This window comes from Alteribacillus sp. HJP-4, assembly GCF_042139015.1.
Taxonomy (GTDB): domain Bacteria; phylum Bacillota; class Bacilli; order Bacillales; family Marinococcaceae; genus JBHIKY01.
Map to the genome: position 1 here is coordinate 13,110 of NZ_JBHIKY010000035.1, position 16,251 is coordinate 29,360.

Genomic DNA, 16,251 nt, shown 5'->3' on the forward strand with positions numbered 1-16,251 from the left:
GGAGATGCTTGCATGTCTTATCCGATTACTTTTTCTGCAGCCGGCGACTGTTTCATTACGAGACGCCTCCCGCAAGGTGATTCCAATGCAGAAGCATTGAAACATATACTTCTTCAGGGAGATGTCCGCTTTGCCAACCTGGAGGTCACCACCCATCGAAGGGAAGGCTCTCCCTCTGCATTCAGCGGTGGTACATGGGCGATGGCCGACCCAGAAGTATTGGACGACCTCGCCTATTACTCCTTTAATATGCTGAACGGGGCAACGAACCATACTCTCGATTACTTATACGGTGGCATGCTGGCGACCGAGCAGCACGTGCAGGACCGCGGATTTGTTTACGCCGGCTTCGGCAGCCAGCTTGCGGACGCTTCTGCTCCCCGCTACCTTGATACACCAAACGGAAGAACTGCTTTAATCGCCTGTACGTCCACCTTTCACGAATCATGGACAGCCGGAGAACAAAGCCGGGACATGCCGGGACGCCCGGGGATCAACCCTCTGCGCTTTGACACGACCTACACCGTCTCCAATGACAAGCTGAACCAGCTCCGTGCTGTCGCAGAGGCTACTTACATTAACGCAGACGAAAACCTTGCTGTGAAAGAAGGCTTTAAAACACCGTCAAATGGGAAAACATTGCGATTTGGCGGTCATTTCTTCAAGAACGGTACCGAGGAAGGGAAGGTACGCACCGTCGTTCCAAAGGACCTTAAGCGACTGGAGCAATCCGTTAAAGAAGCAGAGAGACAGGCAGAATACGTTATCGTCAGCCTTCATTCTCACGAAATGGAGAAAGAAGATAAAAACAAGCCCGCCGACTTTCAGCTTGATTTTTCCAGAAAAATGATCGACGCCGGCGCCGATTCCGTGATATGCCACGGTCCCCATGTAGTACGAGGAGTGGAAATATATAAAGGCAAGCCCATTTTTCACGGCCTCGGAAATTTCATTTTTCAAAATGATACCGTCACCCACCTCCCTAAGGATTTCTACGAAAAATATCACCTTCCTTACGAGGCGAATGTGGCGGACGCCTTTGATGCGAGGAGCGACAGCGGCATGAAAGGACTCGGCATCAACCCGGATGTCTGGCGCTCTGTCATTCCTGTATGGAAGATGAATCATGGCGGATTAGTAGAAATCACCTTCTATCCGATCGATTTAGGATTTGGAAAACCACGTTACACAAGAGGATGGCCGAAGTTGACGGAAGACCCTTCTGTGCTCGAACACCTGCAAGCTCTGTCCCGACCTTTCGGAACGAAAATAGAGATTCAAAAGGACGGCACCGGAGTTATCAGGTTGTAAAGTGGGTGGTGGAATGAGAGGACGAAAATGTGAGTGGTTTAGACTGCTCCTTATTGTGGCTATATTTAAGATAAAAGAAGGTCCATATGTTGGATCTTCTTTTTTTATTAAACCAAAAAGAAGAAATGAACACAGAGAATTCTATAGAAAGAATTTAAGGAGGGGCTTCGTTTTGTGGATCTATTTTGATGAGTTGGACGGATATTTACACCCTAAATGGATGTTCGTCCAGGCCTATACCGCGGATGCGGTGGTTTTTTATTCAATTAATCAGCCATTTGAGAGGCTTCTGCCTGAAGATTTTCATGACGACATTCACTCCCTAAGCGTCGATATTAGCGAAATGGTCAGGCATTCTGAAAAGCCGGATAAATTCGGTATTCATTTAGAAAAAGTACAGGAGCGTCTGCAAAAGGATGGACTTCATCCCGATCACATTTTTGAAGTTGATTATTTCATCATGCTTTGTGAGGATGTAGCAGAAATCATGGCTGTTGATTTAAAGAGTAAATTCAACACGAAATAGCAATATGCTAACCAGTCTCACCCTCGACAATGAACTTTTATCGATTTTCGTTGTGCACCAGTCATCATTACATTTGTAACTACTCGAATCATACATAACCCATTAAGGTAGTATTAAGAAGGATGTTAAGGAGGTTATGGCATGGCTGAGGTGCGAGTAAAAAGTATTGTAAAAAGGTATGGCTCCCATTTGGCTCTGGATAATGTAGACCTGGAAATTGCAGAGGGAGAGGTCCTGGGCTTATTAGGTCCTAATGGGGCAGGGAAAACAACGTTGATTCATGCTGTATCAGGCATAATCGGTTTTGATTCGGGGGAAATCAATGTTTTTGGCAGGGAGCAAAAATCTAATTTATTGGAAATTAAACGGCAGATGGGCGTTGTGACGCAAGAAATTGCTGTATTCCACGATTTAACGGCAAAAGAAAATCTCCAGTTTTTTGGTGGCATTTACGGGCTTAAAGGACAGGAATTAAAAGAAAGAATAGAAAAGACCCTGGAATTCGTCGGTCTTTCACAATACGCGAACAAGCTGCCTACGACCTTTTCAGGCGGAATGAAAAGGCGATTAAACATTGCCTGTGCGATCGTTCACAGACCAAAGCTGCTCATTATGGATGAACCTACGGTAGGGATTGATCCGCAGTCACGGAATCATATATTAGAAACGATCCGGCAATTAAATGAGCAGGGCACGACAATTATTTATTCGACTCATTATATGGAGGAAGTCCAAAATTTCGCTTCCCGAGTCGTGATCATGGATCTGGGGTATGTAATAGCAGAGGGAACCATGAACGATCTTGTAAAAAAAATACAGCATGAGGAGAAAATTAAGATCGAGGTGGCAGACCCCGCGGAGGACCTTTTACAAAAGCTCCGGAGAGTCGATGGAGTAAAACAAGTAAGTCTCACAGGCAGAGAAATTTTGATTATTTCTCAGGTGGGGGCCGGAAACCTGGACCGGGTGCTGTCGATTGCCAAAGCATCTGGTGAAATTCACTCTTTCTACACGGAAAAACCAACCTTGGAGGATGTGTTTTTAACCCTTACCGGGAAGCAACTCCGCGACGTGGGGAGGAAATAAAAAGATGATTTTTAGATCCAGTTATTTCATCGTAAGACGGATGCTGAGGGACTATGTAGGAATGACCATCCTTATATTGACGCCTATCGCTTTAATTTCTGTTCTGGCGTTACTAGCAGGCGGCGTAATAAGTGAATCACGCGGGATTCCGATTAGGGATGAGATTTCCGTCACGATGGTGTTTGCATTTCTTATGTTCAGCGGGTTTTACACCATGGAGTATGTAAAAGGTGACCTCATGTCTTCCATGAGATGGAGAATGTATTCACTTCCCATGGAAGTTTACCAGCATGCGTATTCCATCTTAATCTCAAGTACTCTTTTTAGTGTATTGCAGAGCTTTACCGTTGTGATTTTTACGATTTTTGTTTTTGGTGTCTATTGGGGGAATTTAGGCATTGTCCTGTTGATTCTTTTCGTCGTATCCACCGTTATTCAATTTCTGTATATTACCTTTGTTTTATGGGTGAACAATTATAAAACCGCGGAACGGCTCGGAATTGGTTTCGGGATGGCATGTCTGCTGCTCTCAGAAGTGTGGTTTTCATTCCCGGAAAATAAAGCTTTTCAGTTATTATCCAGCTACAGCAATCCTTTTGCTCTTGGGCAGAATATGATATTTGCAGCAATAACAGGAGAAAATATTGAAACAGCACTGATAAGCTTAGGTTTATTAATTGTATCCTTTATCATTTTAGCTTTGACTGCGGTGTATTTCGGAAGGCGGAAGCTCATATGACGATATTTTCGTTCGTATTTAAACGTTTTTTCCGAAAAAAATCAAACAGTATTTTTTTACTTGCGCTGCCGATTGGAGCCGTCTTTCTGCCAACGTTTGATTGGCCGCCGATTCCATTAGGCTTTCATTATTACAGTTTACTGCTGTTATTTATAGCTTCACGGCTGAGTGCCATCCTGATTGAAGACCGGACAGATAATATTTTACTACGGGTGAGTGCTGCCCCTATCACACATTTTCAGTATTTATGGCAGAATTTATTAGCCTACACCGCCATCCTTACCGGGGTTAATGCCATGTTTTTAATTGTTGGAAGTATCGTCCACGGAGGAAGTCTGCCGTCACCCTTCTTATTTTTTATCATTTATACCGTCTTTTCCATGACTGCCCTCGGTTTTACTTTAACCTGGTACTCCCTATTCCGGGATAAAGAGGCGGCTTTCAGCACTCTCGGAGGTCTCATCGTCCTCATGGCTATGCTGGGAGGTGTCATGTGGCCGGTCGAAGCGATGCCGGAGCTGCTTCATCGAGCAGTCATGTTTCTGCCGACTTATTGGGCAGCGGAAGCAACCCTGCTTCTTGCATCTGGGGCGACCGTGAAAGAACTCCTTATTCCATTGGCGGTTATGCTACTTTTCTGTTTTGCTTTCTTATTGGCAGGGAGTAGAAAAAGGCTTGCTTAGGCAGGCAATGACCGGTTCTATCTATCCTGTTTTGTTATGCTAATGATAAGTGTCGATAAGGGCGTGTATATGTATGAATAACAAATGGGAAAAATGGAATTCAGAATCAGCTGCCGTTCTCTGTCGTGTTCTCGGATTGGTTCTCCTTAGTCTGCTGTGGATGCTGAGAGGAGGAGGCGAAGAAGGGATCATCCTACTATTATTTCTTGTTGTCGCCACCCTGGCGAGATGGCGCCTTCCGTTGCCCGGCTGGACTGTATTCATTGACCAGCTTGCGTGTATCATTGCATTTTTTTACTGGCCATTTGCTGCTTTTGCCCTAGCTGTTCCCATTTTTGAAAGCATGTATCTGAGACAACCATGGCTGAGCATTCCTGCTCTTCTTTTTGTGATTGTTTATTCTGACTCGTCTATTTTTCTTCTGGCTGTTTTTGTCCAGGCAGGCTTGTCTGGAATCATTCTTGCTGGCTGGAAGCAGGATACAAAGAAATTTCAAAAAGAAGCTGATCATCAGCGACGGGACCGGTATGAGCTGGAAAATTTAAAAGAGGAGCTGCTTTTAGCAAATGCCCAGAGTGCCCAAATGGCAGAGTTGGCAGAAAGAAACCGAATTGCCCAGCAGCTGCATGATGAGGTTGGTCATGAGCTGACAGCTTCAGTACTTGCTCTGCAGGCTTATGAGCAGCTGGAGAAGGATGGTGATTCAGCAGCGGAAGAGATGTTTGAAAAAGCCAGGGAACGGCTTACCAATAGTGCGGCCTACCTTCGGGAAACAGTACATAATATGAAGTCAGTGAAAGAGCTGGGGATCGAGGGCTTCCAGGAAATTAGTGACCAATTCACTATGTGTCCCATCCACCTGCAGATTTTTGGAGACACCACTAAAATTCAGCCTCATTTATGGAGTATCCTTTACCCCTGTTTAAAAGAAGCGCTGACGAATATCGCCCGGCACGCCACGCCGCAGAAGGTGGAGGTTACGCTTGATATAAATCCGCACATATTACGACTGGCTGTTCATAACGATGGGGCAGATAGGAATAGAACAGCGAAAGAAGCAGGAGTTGGCTTAAGAAATCTGCGTCATCGTGCCAGGGCCGTTGGAGGGAGCATATCGACGGATACTACGGATGGATTTCTGTTAATCTGTGTCCTTCCCCTCGAAACAAGGAGGCACGAATGATGAAAATTTTGATCGTAGATGATGACACGTTGGTCTGCCAAAGCCTGAAAATTCTCCTCTCCCGGGAAAAAAATATGGAGATCATTGGTACAGCAGCTAATGGGGCGGAAGCAATTGATTCCTGCCGACGAAAAGCCCCGAGTGTAGTTTTAATGGATATACAGATGCCTGTCATGGACGGTATTCAAGCCACCAGGCAGATTAAAGTTGAATGGCCGCAAATTCATGTGATGATGTTAACTACTTTTAAGGATGAAAAAAACATCCGCCTCGCCATCTCAGCTGGAGCGGAGGGTTATTTAATCAAATCCACGGGAGTTTCCAATATGGCCGAGCAGATTCGAGCCCTTGTATCAGGCTCCAGCATCTTAGACGCAGAAGTGCTGAGACAATTGACCGGACCTGCAGAAAAGAAAGAGCTCGAGCAATTAACTCCGAGGGAAAAAGACATCGCGTCTCTTGTCGCGCAGGGACTTTCTAATCGGGAAATAGCTGAGCAGCTTTATCTCAGTGAAGGGACGGTCCGGAATACGCTATCCATTATCCTGGAAAAACTCCAGCTCCGCGACCGCACCCAGCTCGCCATTTATTATTTGAAGTAATAAATTAACGGTTTGATCGCTTCAAATGTCGATCCGCTAGTGGGAAAAAGCGGTGTGGGCGGTGGAAAAGCCGCCTGAAGTGGGGAAACCGGCTCAGCTCGGTGGAAAACCAGCTGGAGAGGTGGAAACGAAGCAAGCAGAGCGGGAAAAGGCCGCCGTACGCGTGAAAAGCAAGCTGAGCAGTGGATTTAAGTTATTGGTTCCCCGGATTAACACTTTTAGAATGCCTCATTTGCATAAATGGAAACACTTTCTTTTCATCAAACCCTTTTTCGTTGGAATCATAATAAAGAGGTTTCAATACGAAGAAGGGGAGAAATGACATGAACACCGGAAAGTACATATTGTTGTCAGCAATTATTTTCTTTTTTATGCTTCCGGTGGCTTCGGCGAACTCAACAGAGGTTCCTGCCGGACTTGGCGGTTTCTGGGATCCGGCATTAAATGAGATGAAGGTTCATTTTATTGATGTCGGACAGGGGGATTCCATTCTAATCGAAGGGCCTGCCGGAGAAACGATGTTGATTGATGGAGGAGATTATGAAGCGAGCGGCAAGGTGATCTCTTATCTGAAAGAGAACGGCATTGAATCTCTGGACTGGGTGGTGGCGACTCACCCGCATACCGACCATATCGGCGGTCTCGTTGACGTTTTAAAAGAAATCGAAGTGGGCCGGATTTTAGACAGCGGGCTCGCGCACACAACCGATACGTATTTAGATTATTTGACAATTGTAGATAAAAAAGACATCAATATCGATATTGCAGAGGAAGGCGAATTTATAAATTTTTCCCCCTATACGGTGCTTCAAGTCTTAAATGGATTCGAGGACAGTGATATTATCAATGAATCATCTATTGTGCTGAAGCTCTCCTATGGCAATGTAGATTTCATGCTGACGGCGGATGCCACAATGAAAAATGAAGCAAGAATGATCCAGCAATATGATGTGGAAGCGGAAATTTTGAAAGTCGCGCATCACGGATCACGATCTTCGACAAGCCAGGAGTTCTTAGATGCAATACAGCCTCAGATCGCTATTTTAAGCTACGGTGAAAACGATTATGGCCACCCGACAGAGGGGGTTGTATCCAGACTGAAAGGTGTAATGGCCGATATTTTCAGCACGAAGGAGTCTGGTGACATCACCGTAATTACGAATGGAACCAATTATCACGTAAATGCGGTGCCGTGGAGTGGCGCACGAAAAGAATTCACGTAAAGCAGCTGCCGCGAATCTTGGTCACTTCCTCGAAAGGTCGAAAAGCAGCCGTTTATCGGGAAATAACCTCTGCTGCGGTGGATAATGGGCCCTCGCCGAGGAAAGGAAAATTGAAAATAGGGATTATTTTCGTATACGGTGGAAACCACTTCAGTTATCGTCGATACCGTCCACTTTCAGCCGAAATGATCATAACGCGGTGGAAAACGCCATCGTAAACGCGATACCCATGACATCACCATTTGACTTTTTAGAATGAAGGTTCTATAATACAACAATACCAACTGGAGTATCAATGGAAACGAAACACATGAGAAAGTTATTTGGAATTCTGGATTTGTCTTGAAAAAGACTTATTCAGCTGGATCGGCTTCGGAGCCGTAAGAATGCAAGAGAGGAAGGGCTTGCGTGGTGTAAGGTAGATAAATCACGGGAATCCGCCGCGGCAATAATTTTGTAAACCAAAAATGTGAAAAACCAACAATAAATGTATTTCAGGTTATTTTAAGTGGTATAAGCGAAAGTCAGCAGGTATCTGCTGGCTTTTTTTTATTTTACGTCTGGAAAAATTGGAACCGATCTTGCCAATCACCGGCAGTATGTCTGCTCTGCTTCGTTGCATACTAAGACGGAGGGGGAGAAGCACATGGGGATAGTTATTTCAATGGAGCCGCGCCGCCTGAAGAAAGAATGGGAACAGGAAAAAAAGCTTCTGCAGAATCTGAAAGTAAGCGAAATGCAGCAATCCGCACAAAAGAGCTTTTCCCATTTGTTTCAGCGTTTTCACTTTCCGAACTCTTTTCTCGAGGAAGCCTGTCTCGACATGGCCCTGGATGCTTTTTTAGATGGGGGAAAGCATCATCGATACATGGAAAACGGGGTTCTGCCGTTTCGTTTTAAATTGCAGGCGGCCTTTAAAATTGGCAACCTTGCCAAAGAACTGACTTCGTTTATGTTTGACTGGGTGGAGGATTCATCCCCGCAGCGAAAGCTGATTCAGGAAGCAGCCGAGGGATTTATCACTGACTGGTGGAAAAAAGGATTGGAAACTGGCTTTAAAAGGCAGCGACTTCGTCTATAAACCTTATGAAAAAGTAGTATAAACGTGCCCGCAGCTTCATATAGTGAAACAAGCTATGCAGAAATGGGGCGGGCACGGTATGAAAAAATGGCTCATATTTGCCATTCTAATCATAGTATTAGCAGCAGTATTTAACGTTATGCAAAATCGTTTCACTACGATGGATACAGCTGCACGATGGCAGACGCCGCTTTCCGGAAAGGTAATCGTTCTTGATGCCGGACATGGGGGAGTTGATGCCGGTGCCTCGAGCAGAAGCGGCGTGATGGAAAAAGAAGTGGCGCTGAATACAACGCTCATGCTCCGCGATTACTTACAGGAAGCTGGAGCGCTTGTGCTCCTGACAAGAGAAGGAGACTATGACCTCGCAGGAACGGACGTGCGCGGCTACAGTAAAAGAAAAACGGAAGATTTATATAAACGGGCAGAAATTGTTAACGAAAGCGGTGCAGACTTGTATGTGAGCATGCACTTAAATGCAATCCCTGGAGAGCAGTGGAGCGGTGCCCAGACCTTTTACCATTCAGAGGTCCCGTTAAATGAACATATCGCTTTTTTTATACAGGAGGAATTAAAAAACAGTCTGGAAAACACGACGAGAACCGCCAAGCCTATTGATAATATCTTCATTCTCGAACAGGCGGATATCCCTGGTGCGCTTGTGGAAATCGGTTTTTTATCAAACCCCGGCGAAGCAGCCAATCTTGGGGACAGGGCTTATCAGGATAAGGTGGCGGTTTCAATTTACCGGGGGCTGCTTCGTCATTTTTCCGGGGAAAAGCTGCCGGAGTGATGTAAACGTTTGAAATGTACCATCCATAAACGGTATGCTAGAAGCAGCAATTAATTTGTGGCATACAAAGGATGGTGTACCTCTTGATAACTGAGGAAAAGATTTATGAGGTGTTACAGCCTATTAAAGACCCTGATCTCAAGAAAAGCATTTTGGATACAGGCGGGATCAAGGAAGTTAAAATAAAAGGCGAGAACGTCAGTGTGAAAATTGCACTGGCGAAGACAGGCACTGCCGAGCAGATGCAGATCCAGCAGGCCGTGGTAAAGCTTTTAAAAGAAGAAGTAGGGGCAGATTCAGTTGGCCTCCGCTTTGATACGCTCTCAGAAGAGGAAATTAAAGCCCAAGGCGGCCTGGAGGAGAAGCAGTCCCCAAAGTCCCTTCTTTCTGAGGATAATAAAACTGAATTTATCGCGGTAACCAGCGGTAAAGGCGGTGTCGGAAAATCCACTGTATCTGTCAATATTGCAGTGGCAATGGCCCGGGCCGGCAAAAAAGTCGGCATCATTGATGCAGATATCTACGGCTTTAGTGTGCCGGACATGATGGGAATTGACCAGCGCCCGCAAGTTGTTAATGATACGATTTATCCTGTGGAGCGATTTGGAGTAAAGGTTATTTCAATGGGCTTTTTTGTGGAGGACAATGCACCTGTCATCTGGAGAGGCCCGATGCTTGGGAAAATGCTGAACAATTTCTTTAATGAAGTCGACTGGGGCGACCTCGACTACATTATCCTCGATCTCCCACCCGGCACAGGCGATGTGGCGCTCGATATCCACACCATGCTGCCGGAATGTAAAGAGCTGATTGTTTCAACCCCGCATGCAACGGCAGCTTTTGTGGCAGCCCGTGCCGGAGCCATGGCGATAAAAACAAATCATGAAATTCTCGGCGTGATCGAGAACATGTCGTACTTCGAAAGTAAAATTACCGGCGAACGAGAAAACGTCTTCGGCGAAGGCGGCGGGGAACGCTTAAAGGACGAGCTCAAAACAGAGCTGCTTGGGCAGATTCCGCTCGGCCAGCCGGAAATTGATGAGGAAAACTTTGCTCCATCCGTATATGACACCAGTCATCCTATTGGCGAAATTTATAAAGGCATCACCGACCGCATCATTGAAAAGATCGGCAGATAAAGATAAGACCCGTTTAGAGGCACGCCTCTAACGGGTCTGGTTTTATTTATGAACCTCCACTGCCACCTTCGCCTCCACCGCCGCCGCTTTCTTCCTTCGACATCTGTTTTTTGGCGACCTCTTCCAGAAGCTTGGTGATTTTCTCTTGAAACGCCGGGGTTTCCAATGCTTCACTCATAATCGTCATGACCTGCTGCCGGTACTGTTTGCTTTTCATGAGCTCCAGCGTAGCTTTTTCCATCTCCGGATCCTGCAGGATATCCATCATCATTGTCTGGTACTCGGGGTCTTTCATTAACTCCTTCAGCAGTTCTTCATTTTCCTTCTGCATGCTTTTAGCTAACGCTGTCGCAAATTCCGGATCATTCATCATTTCTTCCCAGAATTTCTTTCCCTGTTCGGAGGTAAGTGAATTGTCAATGGCGTTTTTGACTGTTTCCTGGTCCATGACAATCGCTTCTTTCATGCTTTCCTCGCTTAATATATCTTTAATGGCCGTTTTTCCTTCATCTGTCTTTAATAAATCGACCATCATTTTTTTGGTTTCCTCGTAATCGGCATCGCTCGATTCTTCTGCCGCGGCCGCACAACCAGTTAACAGGCAGCAGCATATTAGAACGAGCCAGCCTGCTTTTGAAAAACGCATGGTTTGTGCTCCTTTCTATAATAAAAGTAGGTACGTTTAATATGCGGAAGTTGTGAAGAAAATATGCACAACGCCCTGACGGTGTAGCTTTTTTTTATGTATGTTGGTAAAATCGTAACGGACATGTATGTATTCAGTAAGGAGAGCGATTGGTTTGAATGCAAGAAAGCTCGTATTTTTATTCTTCTCAACCATGCTGGTGGGAGCCGTCAGCGGTGCGATTACAGGAGTGCTGCTTGATCTGGAGACGTATCTCAGCGGCGGTTTATTAAATTTCTTATTTGGAGTACTCTGGATGCTTGGCATCAGTGCCGCCATAGCACTCATCGCGCAGATGGGTTATTTTGCTTATTTAACCCTGCACCGTTTCGCTCTGGGGTTGTTTAAGTCAGCGAAATTGTGGAACCGCGTACAAGTTGTCCTTATATTATTTGTTTTGTTTGATTTAATTTACCTGCGTTACGCGGCGTTTGCAGCTGACGGGGAAACACTGGCAGGCTATGCTGTTATGCCGCTGCTGCTGCTTGCCTTCAGTCTGGCCGTCGCTTATTTGAAAAGAAAGGAAACAAATGCAACTGCGTTTATTCCTGCGCTTTTTTTTATGTTTGTAGTGACATCCATCGAATGGGTGCCCGCACTGACGGTAGAAACAGTGAACAATTCAAAGTGGCTGTGGATTTATCTGGCTCCGCTGCTCACCTCCAATGCCTGGCAGCTGATTACTCTCCATCGGTTAACTTATCAGGACGATAAGAGAAAAACAGCGTAAAAAAGCTATCCTTCCGTGTGTTCGGCACGAGGGGATAGCTTTTTGTTTGAATGCTCAAAATGCAGTGGCTAATTAACTTCATTAACAGAGGTTTCTGCCTGTGAAATCAGTTCTTCAATCACCACAAACTCGTAATTATTTCCATTCAAGCTTTCAATAATCTTTGGCAGCGCTTCACCGGTCTGCTTTGCCGAATCGGAAGCGTTTAAAAGAATAACATCCCCTGGTTCAATATCTTTGGTAATATTTTTTACAATCACATCGACCCCCGGATTTTCCCAATCATCTCCGTCGACGCTCCAATGGATGACATCATAGCCGAAGCGATCTATCGTTTCAAGGACCTCTTTGTTAAAATCCCCGTGCGGCGGACGGAAATACTGCACGTCCATTTCAGTCACGTCTTTTATTTTCTTATGGCTTAAATTCAAATCCTCCACGATTTCTTCCTGATCAAGCCGTGGATAGTGTTCATACTGATAGCCATGATTGCCAATCGTATGATCTTCCTCGATCATGCGCTGCACCACATCAGGGTGCCTCTCTGCCCAGGAGGCAGAAATAAAGAAGGTTGCATGAACATTTTTATCCTTTAACGTGTCAAGAATCGGTTCGGTCATGTCTTCGCCCCAGCTTACATTAAACGTCAACGCGACTTTTTTATCTTCAATATCCGCTTTATAGAACGCGGCAGGCTCCTCGGCTGACGAGAAAACAGGCAAAAAAGAAGGTCGTAACACAAGACTTCCCGCCGCAGCCACAATGAACAGCACAATCAGAAACATTTTTAACTGCCGGCTTTGTACTATAATTATTCGTTTTGCCACTGCATTATCTCCTTTCCGGCTTGCATCGTATTAGCATAATTTTATGCAGAAAAGGACAAGATAAGAATAAGTTTACATTTGTATTTTTTTCAGGAAGAAGGGGTTATGATGATGGGACTGCTGATCAACCAAAAAGAAGCAATCGAGATGGAGTACATATTAAAAAGAGAGCTCGAGGAGCTGCTTCTTGATTTTGGTGACGAACGTATTGAGGATACGGTGAAAAGGACAATGGAGGAAAAATATCGTATCATTTTCGGTTTGTACCGCCGTTTAGCTGCACCTGCTGACTGTGTCAAATACATGCGTTCCTTCTCCGCCCGATCGAACCTGACTAAATAACGCCAGTCCGAGCACCTTTTGGGAAAGGTGCTCTTTTTTATACTACAAGCAGCTTCCCTTGAATAAATTAATGAAGAAGAGGTATTTGTATAGAGAACGGGGAGGTGTGATTCGATGAAGGTTGCCGTGCTTGGAGCAGGACTGATGGGAAAGGAAGTCGCCCGCGATCTGCTGAGAAATAAAGCGGTAAGTAAAGTCGTGCTGGCAGACATTGATGAACAGAAAGCAGCCGCTGCGGTAGCTCCGTTACAGGATAAGCGGATTGCGGCGGCATTTGTGAACGCAGGTGACGAGAAGAAGCTTACGGCCTTTATTCAGCCGTTTGATGTCGTCGTAAATGCATTATTTTATACGTTTAATGAAGCCGTGGCAAAAGCAGCTATTGCTACCGGGGTGCACGCCTGTGATTTAGGAGGGCATATTGGGTCAGCGACTGACCGGATCTTACAATGGAAGGAAAAAGCGAAGTCATCTGGAATGACATATATACCTGATCTCGGAGTAGCGCCTGGAATGATAAACATTTTAGCCGGATACGGAGCAGGTCAGCTCGATGAAGTGAAAAATATTTATCTGCGTGTCGGCGGCATTCCGCTTCATCCAGAACCGCCGTTTGAATACAATCATGTGTTTTCGATCGAAGGAGTATTTGACCACTATACCGATCCTTCACTTGTGATCCGAAGCGGCCAAAAACAGTACGTGGAATCATTATCTGAGGTGGAGGCTGTTTATTTTGATGGCTTCGGGCCGCTCGAAGCGTTTCATACGTCCGGCGGGACCTCGACTCTTCCTCATACTTTCAGCCATGTCGAAAATCTTGATTACAAAACGATCCGCTACCCCGGCCATGCAATGAAATTCAAACCGCTTGTCGATTTGAAAATGACCAGCCGTGATTTTGAAGTGGACGTAAACGGACAAAAGATAAAACCGAGGGATGTGCTCCGCGAGGTTCTGGCCCCGGCATTTGCATTAAAGGATAAAGAGGATGTTGTACTGCTGCGTGTCCGTACCGAAGGAATAAAAGATGGAAAAAGTGCCTCTTTTGAATATGAAATGATAACGAAAAAAGACAACACACTGAACGTAACGGCCATGGCGAGATCGACCGCCTACACTATTTCTATCGTGGCTCAAATGATGGGGAGCGGCGTTATCAATAAGCGAGGCATTTTCTGCCCGGAAGAAATTGTCCCCGGCAGAGAATATATTCAAGAAATGGCCGCCCGCAGTGTTATGATAAAAGAAAAGGTCCATTAGAAGGGAGCAGAGAAAATGGAAGCTCGCATCTACCGTAATTTTATTAATGGTGAATGGAAGGAACCGGCAGGGGCTGACCAGGCAGATGTATTCAATCCGGCAAACGGGAAGGTGCTCGGAAAGGTTGTTCTTTCCGGAGCAGCAGAAGTGGATGAAGCAGTGCTGGCAGCAAAAAAGGCACAGAAAAGCTGGAAAAACGTCCCCGCTCCGGAAAGAGGAGAATTACTCGTAAAAACTGCTCAGGAGCTGAAAGAAAAAAAGGAGGAACTCGCTCAGCTATTGACGTCCGAAAACGGGAAGCCGATCCAGGAAGCACGCGGAGAAGTCCAGGAAGCAATTGACATGGGCTTTTACATGGCCGGTGAGGGAAGGCGTTTATTTGGCCAGACTGTACCGGCAGAGCTTCCTGGAAAACATGCGATGAGTTTACGTACTCCTGTGGGAGTGGCCGGCTTGATTACCCCATGGAATTTCCCGATCGCGATTGCGAGCTGGAAGATGTTTCCCGCTCTCATCAGCGGCAACACGGTGGTGTGGAAACCGGCACTGGAAACGCCGGGAATGGCAGACGCCTTTTTGCACATCCTTGAAGATTGCGGGCTTCCAGCCGGAGTTGTTAATCTAGTGCAGGGCAGAGGCGACGCGGTCGGCGACGCGGTCGTCAGTCACGATGATACAGACATTATTTCCTTTACCGGATCGACCGGCACCGGCAGAAAAATTGCCTCCAAAGCAAGCGGCATGCTGAAAAAAGTTTCGCTTGAAATGGGAGGGAAAAATGCTATTATCGTCATGGACAGTGCCGACATTGACCTCGCCGTGGACGGTATTTTGTGGAGCGGCTTTGGTACAAGCGGGCAGCGCTGCACCGCGGCAAGCAGAATTATCGTGCATCACAGCATAAAAGAAACGCTTGAAGAAAAGCTGCTGGCACGCACAAAAAACCTCACGGTCGGGGATGGGGCAGACGAAGCAAGTGATGTAGGACCGCTTATCCATGAGCAGGCATTAGAACGAGTAAATGAATATATGAAGGTCGGCAGCAGCGAAGGAAAACTATTGTGCGGCGGCTCCGTGATGAGGCAGGGCAAATACAGCAAAGGTAATTATTTTGAACCAACCATATTTACCGATGTTGCGCCGGACGCCCGCATTGCACAGGAGGAAATTTTCGGACCCGTTCTTTCTATTATTCCGGTTGACTCATTTGAAGAAGCGCTTCGTGTGAACAATGAAGCAGACTATGGTCTTTCCAGTTCAATTTTTACGAGTGATGTCAATGAAGTGTTCCGTGCTGTTAATGAGCTCGACACCGGTATTGTCTATGTGAATGCCGGCACGACCGGGGCAGAAATTCATCTTCCGTTCGGCGGCACGAAAAAAACCGGCAACGGTTACCGCGACTCCGGCACCGCATCACTTGATATATTTACGGAATGGAAGAGTGTCTATGTTGATTACAGCGGCAAGCTGCAGCGGGCACAAATTGATAACTATTAAGCCGATGGTATGAAGGGGTGCTCTGAGAAGCATCCTTTTATTTTTTGTAAAAGAAGACGGCCGGCTGGGTCCTTTAAGAGCGATTTAAGAAAGTGCTTCTTTCACAGTAAAAGAAGTAAAGCTGAAAAAGCCGAAATTTTTATGCTGAGTGCTTTTTATACCGGCTTAAAGCAATCGTGCAAAAAAACTTATTGACTCTTGCAGCAGGCCGTGATAAATTATTATTTGCGCGTTTGAAACGCACTTTTTCAGGGAAACATATCCAATACGAAACTTGAAAAAAAGTGGTTGACGTTCAGGCCGCAAATTGTTATTATTAAAAAGTCGCCAATTAAGCGGCAGTACAGATTGTCCTTTGAAAATTGAATGAAAGTCAAGCGTTTAATTAAAGTAACATCCCCCATCTAATTTAGATGGACAAAGCAAGAAGAGTCAGTACTCTACTATTTATTGGAGAGTTTGATCCTGGCTCAGGACGAACGCTGGCGGCGTGCCTAATACATGCAAGTCGAGCGCGGGAAGCCGTCGGATCTCTTCG

The 16,251-nt window shown here is 45.8% G+C and carries 17 protein-coding genes and 1 rRNA gene; 16 read left to right on the forward strand and 2 right to left on the reverse strand.

Annotated features, from left to right (window positions below; genetic code table 11):
* Positions 1-12: 12 nt before the first annotated feature.
* The 11 genes from ACE4RR_RS19900 to ACE4RR_RS19950 all read left to right on the forward strand — a co-directional run bounded on the left by ACE4RR_RS19900 (position 13) and on the right by ACE4RR_RS19950 (position 10,366).
* Positions 13-1,311 carry a CapA family protein gene (locus ACE4RR_RS19900; protein ID WP_375537184.1) on the forward strand — a complete coding sequence of 433 codons (1,299 nt, stop codon included), beginning with the start codon at positions 13-15 and terminating at the stop codon, positions 1,309-1,311.
* Positions 1,312-1,483: 172 nt separating this feature from the next.
* Positions 1,484-1,837, forward strand: a complete 354-nt coding sequence (locus ACE4RR_RS19905; protein WP_375537185.1) for a hypothetical protein — start codon at positions 1,484-1,486, stop codon at positions 1,835-1,837.
* Between the two features lie 141 nt (positions 1,838-1,978).
* On the forward strand, positions 1,979-2,923 hold the full coding sequence (locus tag ACE4RR_RS19910; RefSeq protein WP_375537186.1) for an ABC transporter ATP-binding protein: 945 nt from the start codon (positions 1,979-1,981) through the stop codon (positions 2,921-2,923).
* A 4-nt stretch (positions 2,924-2,927) separates the two neighbouring features.
* A complete protein-coding gene (locus tag ACE4RR_RS19915; RefSeq protein WP_375537187.1) occupies positions 2,928-3,662 on the forward strand; it encodes an ABC transporter permease in 735 nt (244 codons plus the stop codon).
* Positions 3,659-4,345, forward strand: a complete 687-nt coding sequence (locus ACE4RR_RS19920; protein ID WP_375537188.1) for an ABC transporter permease — start codon at positions 3,659-3,661, stop codon at positions 4,343-4,345. Before ACE4RR_RS19915 ends, ACE4RR_RS19920 begins: the two co-directional genes overlap by 4 nt.
* A 73-nt stretch (positions 4,346-4,418) precedes the next feature.
* Complete coding sequence (locus ACE4RR_RS19925; protein ID WP_375537189.1) at positions 4,419-5,528, forward strand: sensor histidine kinase; 1,110 nt, start codon at positions 4,419-4,421, stop codon at positions 5,526-5,528.
* Complete coding sequence (locus tag ACE4RR_RS19930) at positions 5,528-6,130, forward strand: response regulator transcription factor (RefSeq protein ID WP_375537200.1); 603 nt, start codon at positions 5,528-5,530, stop codon at positions 6,128-6,130. The genes ACE4RR_RS19925 and ACE4RR_RS19930 overlap by 1 nt, the downstream gene beginning before the upstream one ends.
* 323 nt (positions 6,131-6,453) lie before the next feature.
* Entirely contained in the window at positions 6,454-7,353 is a 900-nt protein-coding gene (locus tag ACE4RR_RS19935) for a ComEC/Rec2 family competence protein (RefSeq protein WP_375537190.1), read from the forward strand.
* Between the two features lie 646 nt (positions 7,354-7,999).
* Positions 8,000-8,434: a DUF2521 family protein gene (locus ACE4RR_RS19940; RefSeq protein WP_375537191.1), complete on the forward strand. Its 435-nt coding sequence runs from the start codon at positions 8,000-8,002 to the stop codon at positions 8,432-8,434.
* A 79-nt stretch (positions 8,435-8,513) separates the two neighbouring features.
* Positions 8,514-9,227 carry an N-acetylmuramoyl-L-alanine amidase CwlD gene (gene cwlD / locus ACE4RR_RS19945; protein WP_375537192.1) on the forward strand — a complete coding sequence of 238 codons (714 nt, stop codon included), beginning with the start codon at positions 8,514-8,516 and terminating at the stop codon, positions 9,225-9,227.
* 83 nt (positions 9,228-9,310) lie between these two features.
* Positions 9,311-10,366, forward strand: a complete 1,056-nt coding sequence (locus tag ACE4RR_RS19950) for an Mrp/NBP35 family ATP-binding protein (protein WP_375537193.1) — start codon at positions 9,311-9,313, stop codon at positions 10,364-10,366.
* A 46-nt stretch (positions 10,367-10,412) separates the two neighbouring features.
* On the opposite strand, the gene gerD is transcribed toward ACE4RR_RS19950, so the two are convergent.
* Positions 10,413-11,012, reverse strand: a complete 600-nt coding sequence (gene gerD / locus ACE4RR_RS19955) for a spore germination lipoprotein GerD (RefSeq protein WP_375537194.1) — start codon at positions 11,010-11,012, stop codon at positions 10,413-10,415.
* A 154-nt stretch (positions 11,013-11,166) separates the two neighbouring features.
* On the opposite strand from gerD, the gene ACE4RR_RS19960 reads away from it, so the two are divergent.
* The gene (locus ACE4RR_RS19960) at positions 11,167-11,781 is read left to right on the forward strand and encodes a KinB-signaling pathway activation protein (RefSeq protein ID WP_375537195.1); all 615 of its coding nucleotides are present in this window, start codon (positions 11,167-11,169) and stop codon (positions 11,779-11,781) included.
* Between the two features lie 68 nt (positions 11,782-11,849).
* On the opposite strand, the gene pdaB is transcribed toward ACE4RR_RS19960, so the two are convergent.
* Complete coding sequence (gene pdaB / locus ACE4RR_RS19965) at positions 11,850-12,608, reverse strand: polysaccharide deacetylase family sporulation protein PdaB (RefSeq protein WP_375537196.1); 759 nt, start codon at positions 12,606-12,608, stop codon at positions 11,850-11,852.
* A gap of 108 nt (positions 12,609-12,716) precedes the next feature.
* Here pdaB and ACE4RR_RS19970 point away from each other — a divergent pair, with 108 nt between their 5' ends.
* The 4 genes from ACE4RR_RS19970 to ACE4RR_RS19985 all read left to right on the forward strand — a co-directional run.
* Complete coding sequence (locus ACE4RR_RS19970) at positions 12,717-12,950, forward strand: hypothetical protein (protein WP_375537201.1); 234 nt, start codon at positions 12,717-12,719, stop codon at positions 12,948-12,950.
* 114 nt (positions 12,951-13,064) lie between these two features.
* The gene (locus tag ACE4RR_RS19975) at positions 13,065-14,213 is read left to right on the forward strand and encodes a saccharopine dehydrogenase family protein (protein ID WP_375537197.1); all 1,149 of its coding nucleotides are present in this window, start codon (positions 13,065-13,067) and stop codon (positions 14,211-14,213) included.
* Positions 14,214-14,228: 15 nt separating this feature from the next.
* Entirely contained in the window at positions 14,229-15,713 is a 1,485-nt protein-coding gene (locus ACE4RR_RS19980; protein ID WP_375537198.1) for an aldehyde dehydrogenase family protein, read from the forward strand.
* Between the two features lie 447 nt (positions 15,714-16,160).
* Positions 16,161-16,251: ribosomal RNA gene (locus tag ACE4RR_RS19985) — 16S ribosomal RNA — on the forward strand; the annotation flags it as partial.

What these genes read in the sequence shown, in the direction of transcription:
- ACE4RR_RS19940 (WP_375537191.1), top strand. Translation starts at nt 8,000, where the DNA reads ATGGGGATAGTTATTTCAATGGAGCCGCGCCGCCTGAAGAAAGAATGG.
- gerD (WP_375537194.1), bottom strand. Translation starts at nt 11,012, where the DNA reads ATGCGTTTTTCAAAAGCAGGCTGGCTCGTTCTAATATGCTGCTGCCTG.
- ACE4RR_RS19935 (WP_375537190.1), top strand. Translation starts at nt 6,454, where the DNA reads ATGAACACCGGAAAGTACATATTGTTGTCAGCAATTATTTTCTTTTTT.
- ACE4RR_RS19970 (WP_375537201.1), top strand. Translation starts at nt 12,717, where the DNA reads ATGATGGGACTGCTGATCAACCAAAAAGAAGCAATCGAGATGGAGTAC.
- ACE4RR_RS19910 (WP_375537186.1), top strand. Translation starts at nt 1,979, where the DNA reads ATGGCTGAGGTGCGAGTAAAAAGTATTGTAAAAAGGTATGGCTCCCAT.
- cwlD (WP_375537192.1), top strand. Translation starts at nt 8,514, where the DNA reads ATGAAAAAATGGCTCATATTTGCCATTCTAATCATAGTATTAGCAGCA.
- ACE4RR_RS19925 (WP_375537189.1), top strand. Translation starts at nt 4,419, where the DNA reads ATGAATAACAAATGGGAAAAATGGAATTCAGAATCAGCTGCCGTTCTC.
- ACE4RR_RS19920 (WP_375537188.1), top strand. Translation starts at nt 3,659, where the DNA reads ATGACGATATTTTCGTTCGTATTTAAACGTTTTTTCCGAAAAAAATCA.
- ACE4RR_RS19975 (WP_375537197.1), top strand. Translation starts at nt 13,065, where the DNA reads ATGAAGGTTGCCGTGCTTGGAGCAGGACTGATGGGAAAGGAAGTCGCC.
- ACE4RR_RS19915 (WP_375537187.1), top strand. Translation starts at nt 2,928, where the DNA reads ATGATTTTTAGATCCAGTTATTTCATCGTAAGACGGATGCTGAGGGAC.
- ACE4RR_RS19930 (WP_375537200.1), top strand. Translation starts at nt 5,528, where the DNA reads ATGAAAATTTTGATCGTAGATGATGACACGTTGGTCTGCCAAAGCCTG.
- ACE4RR_RS19900 (WP_375537184.1), top strand. Translation starts at nt 13, where the DNA reads ATGTCTTATCCGATTACTTTTTCTGCAGCCGGCGACTGTTTCATTACG.
- ACE4RR_RS19980 (WP_375537198.1), top strand. Translation starts at nt 14,229, where the DNA reads ATGGAAGCTCGCATCTACCGTAATTTTATTAATGGTGAATGGAAGGAA.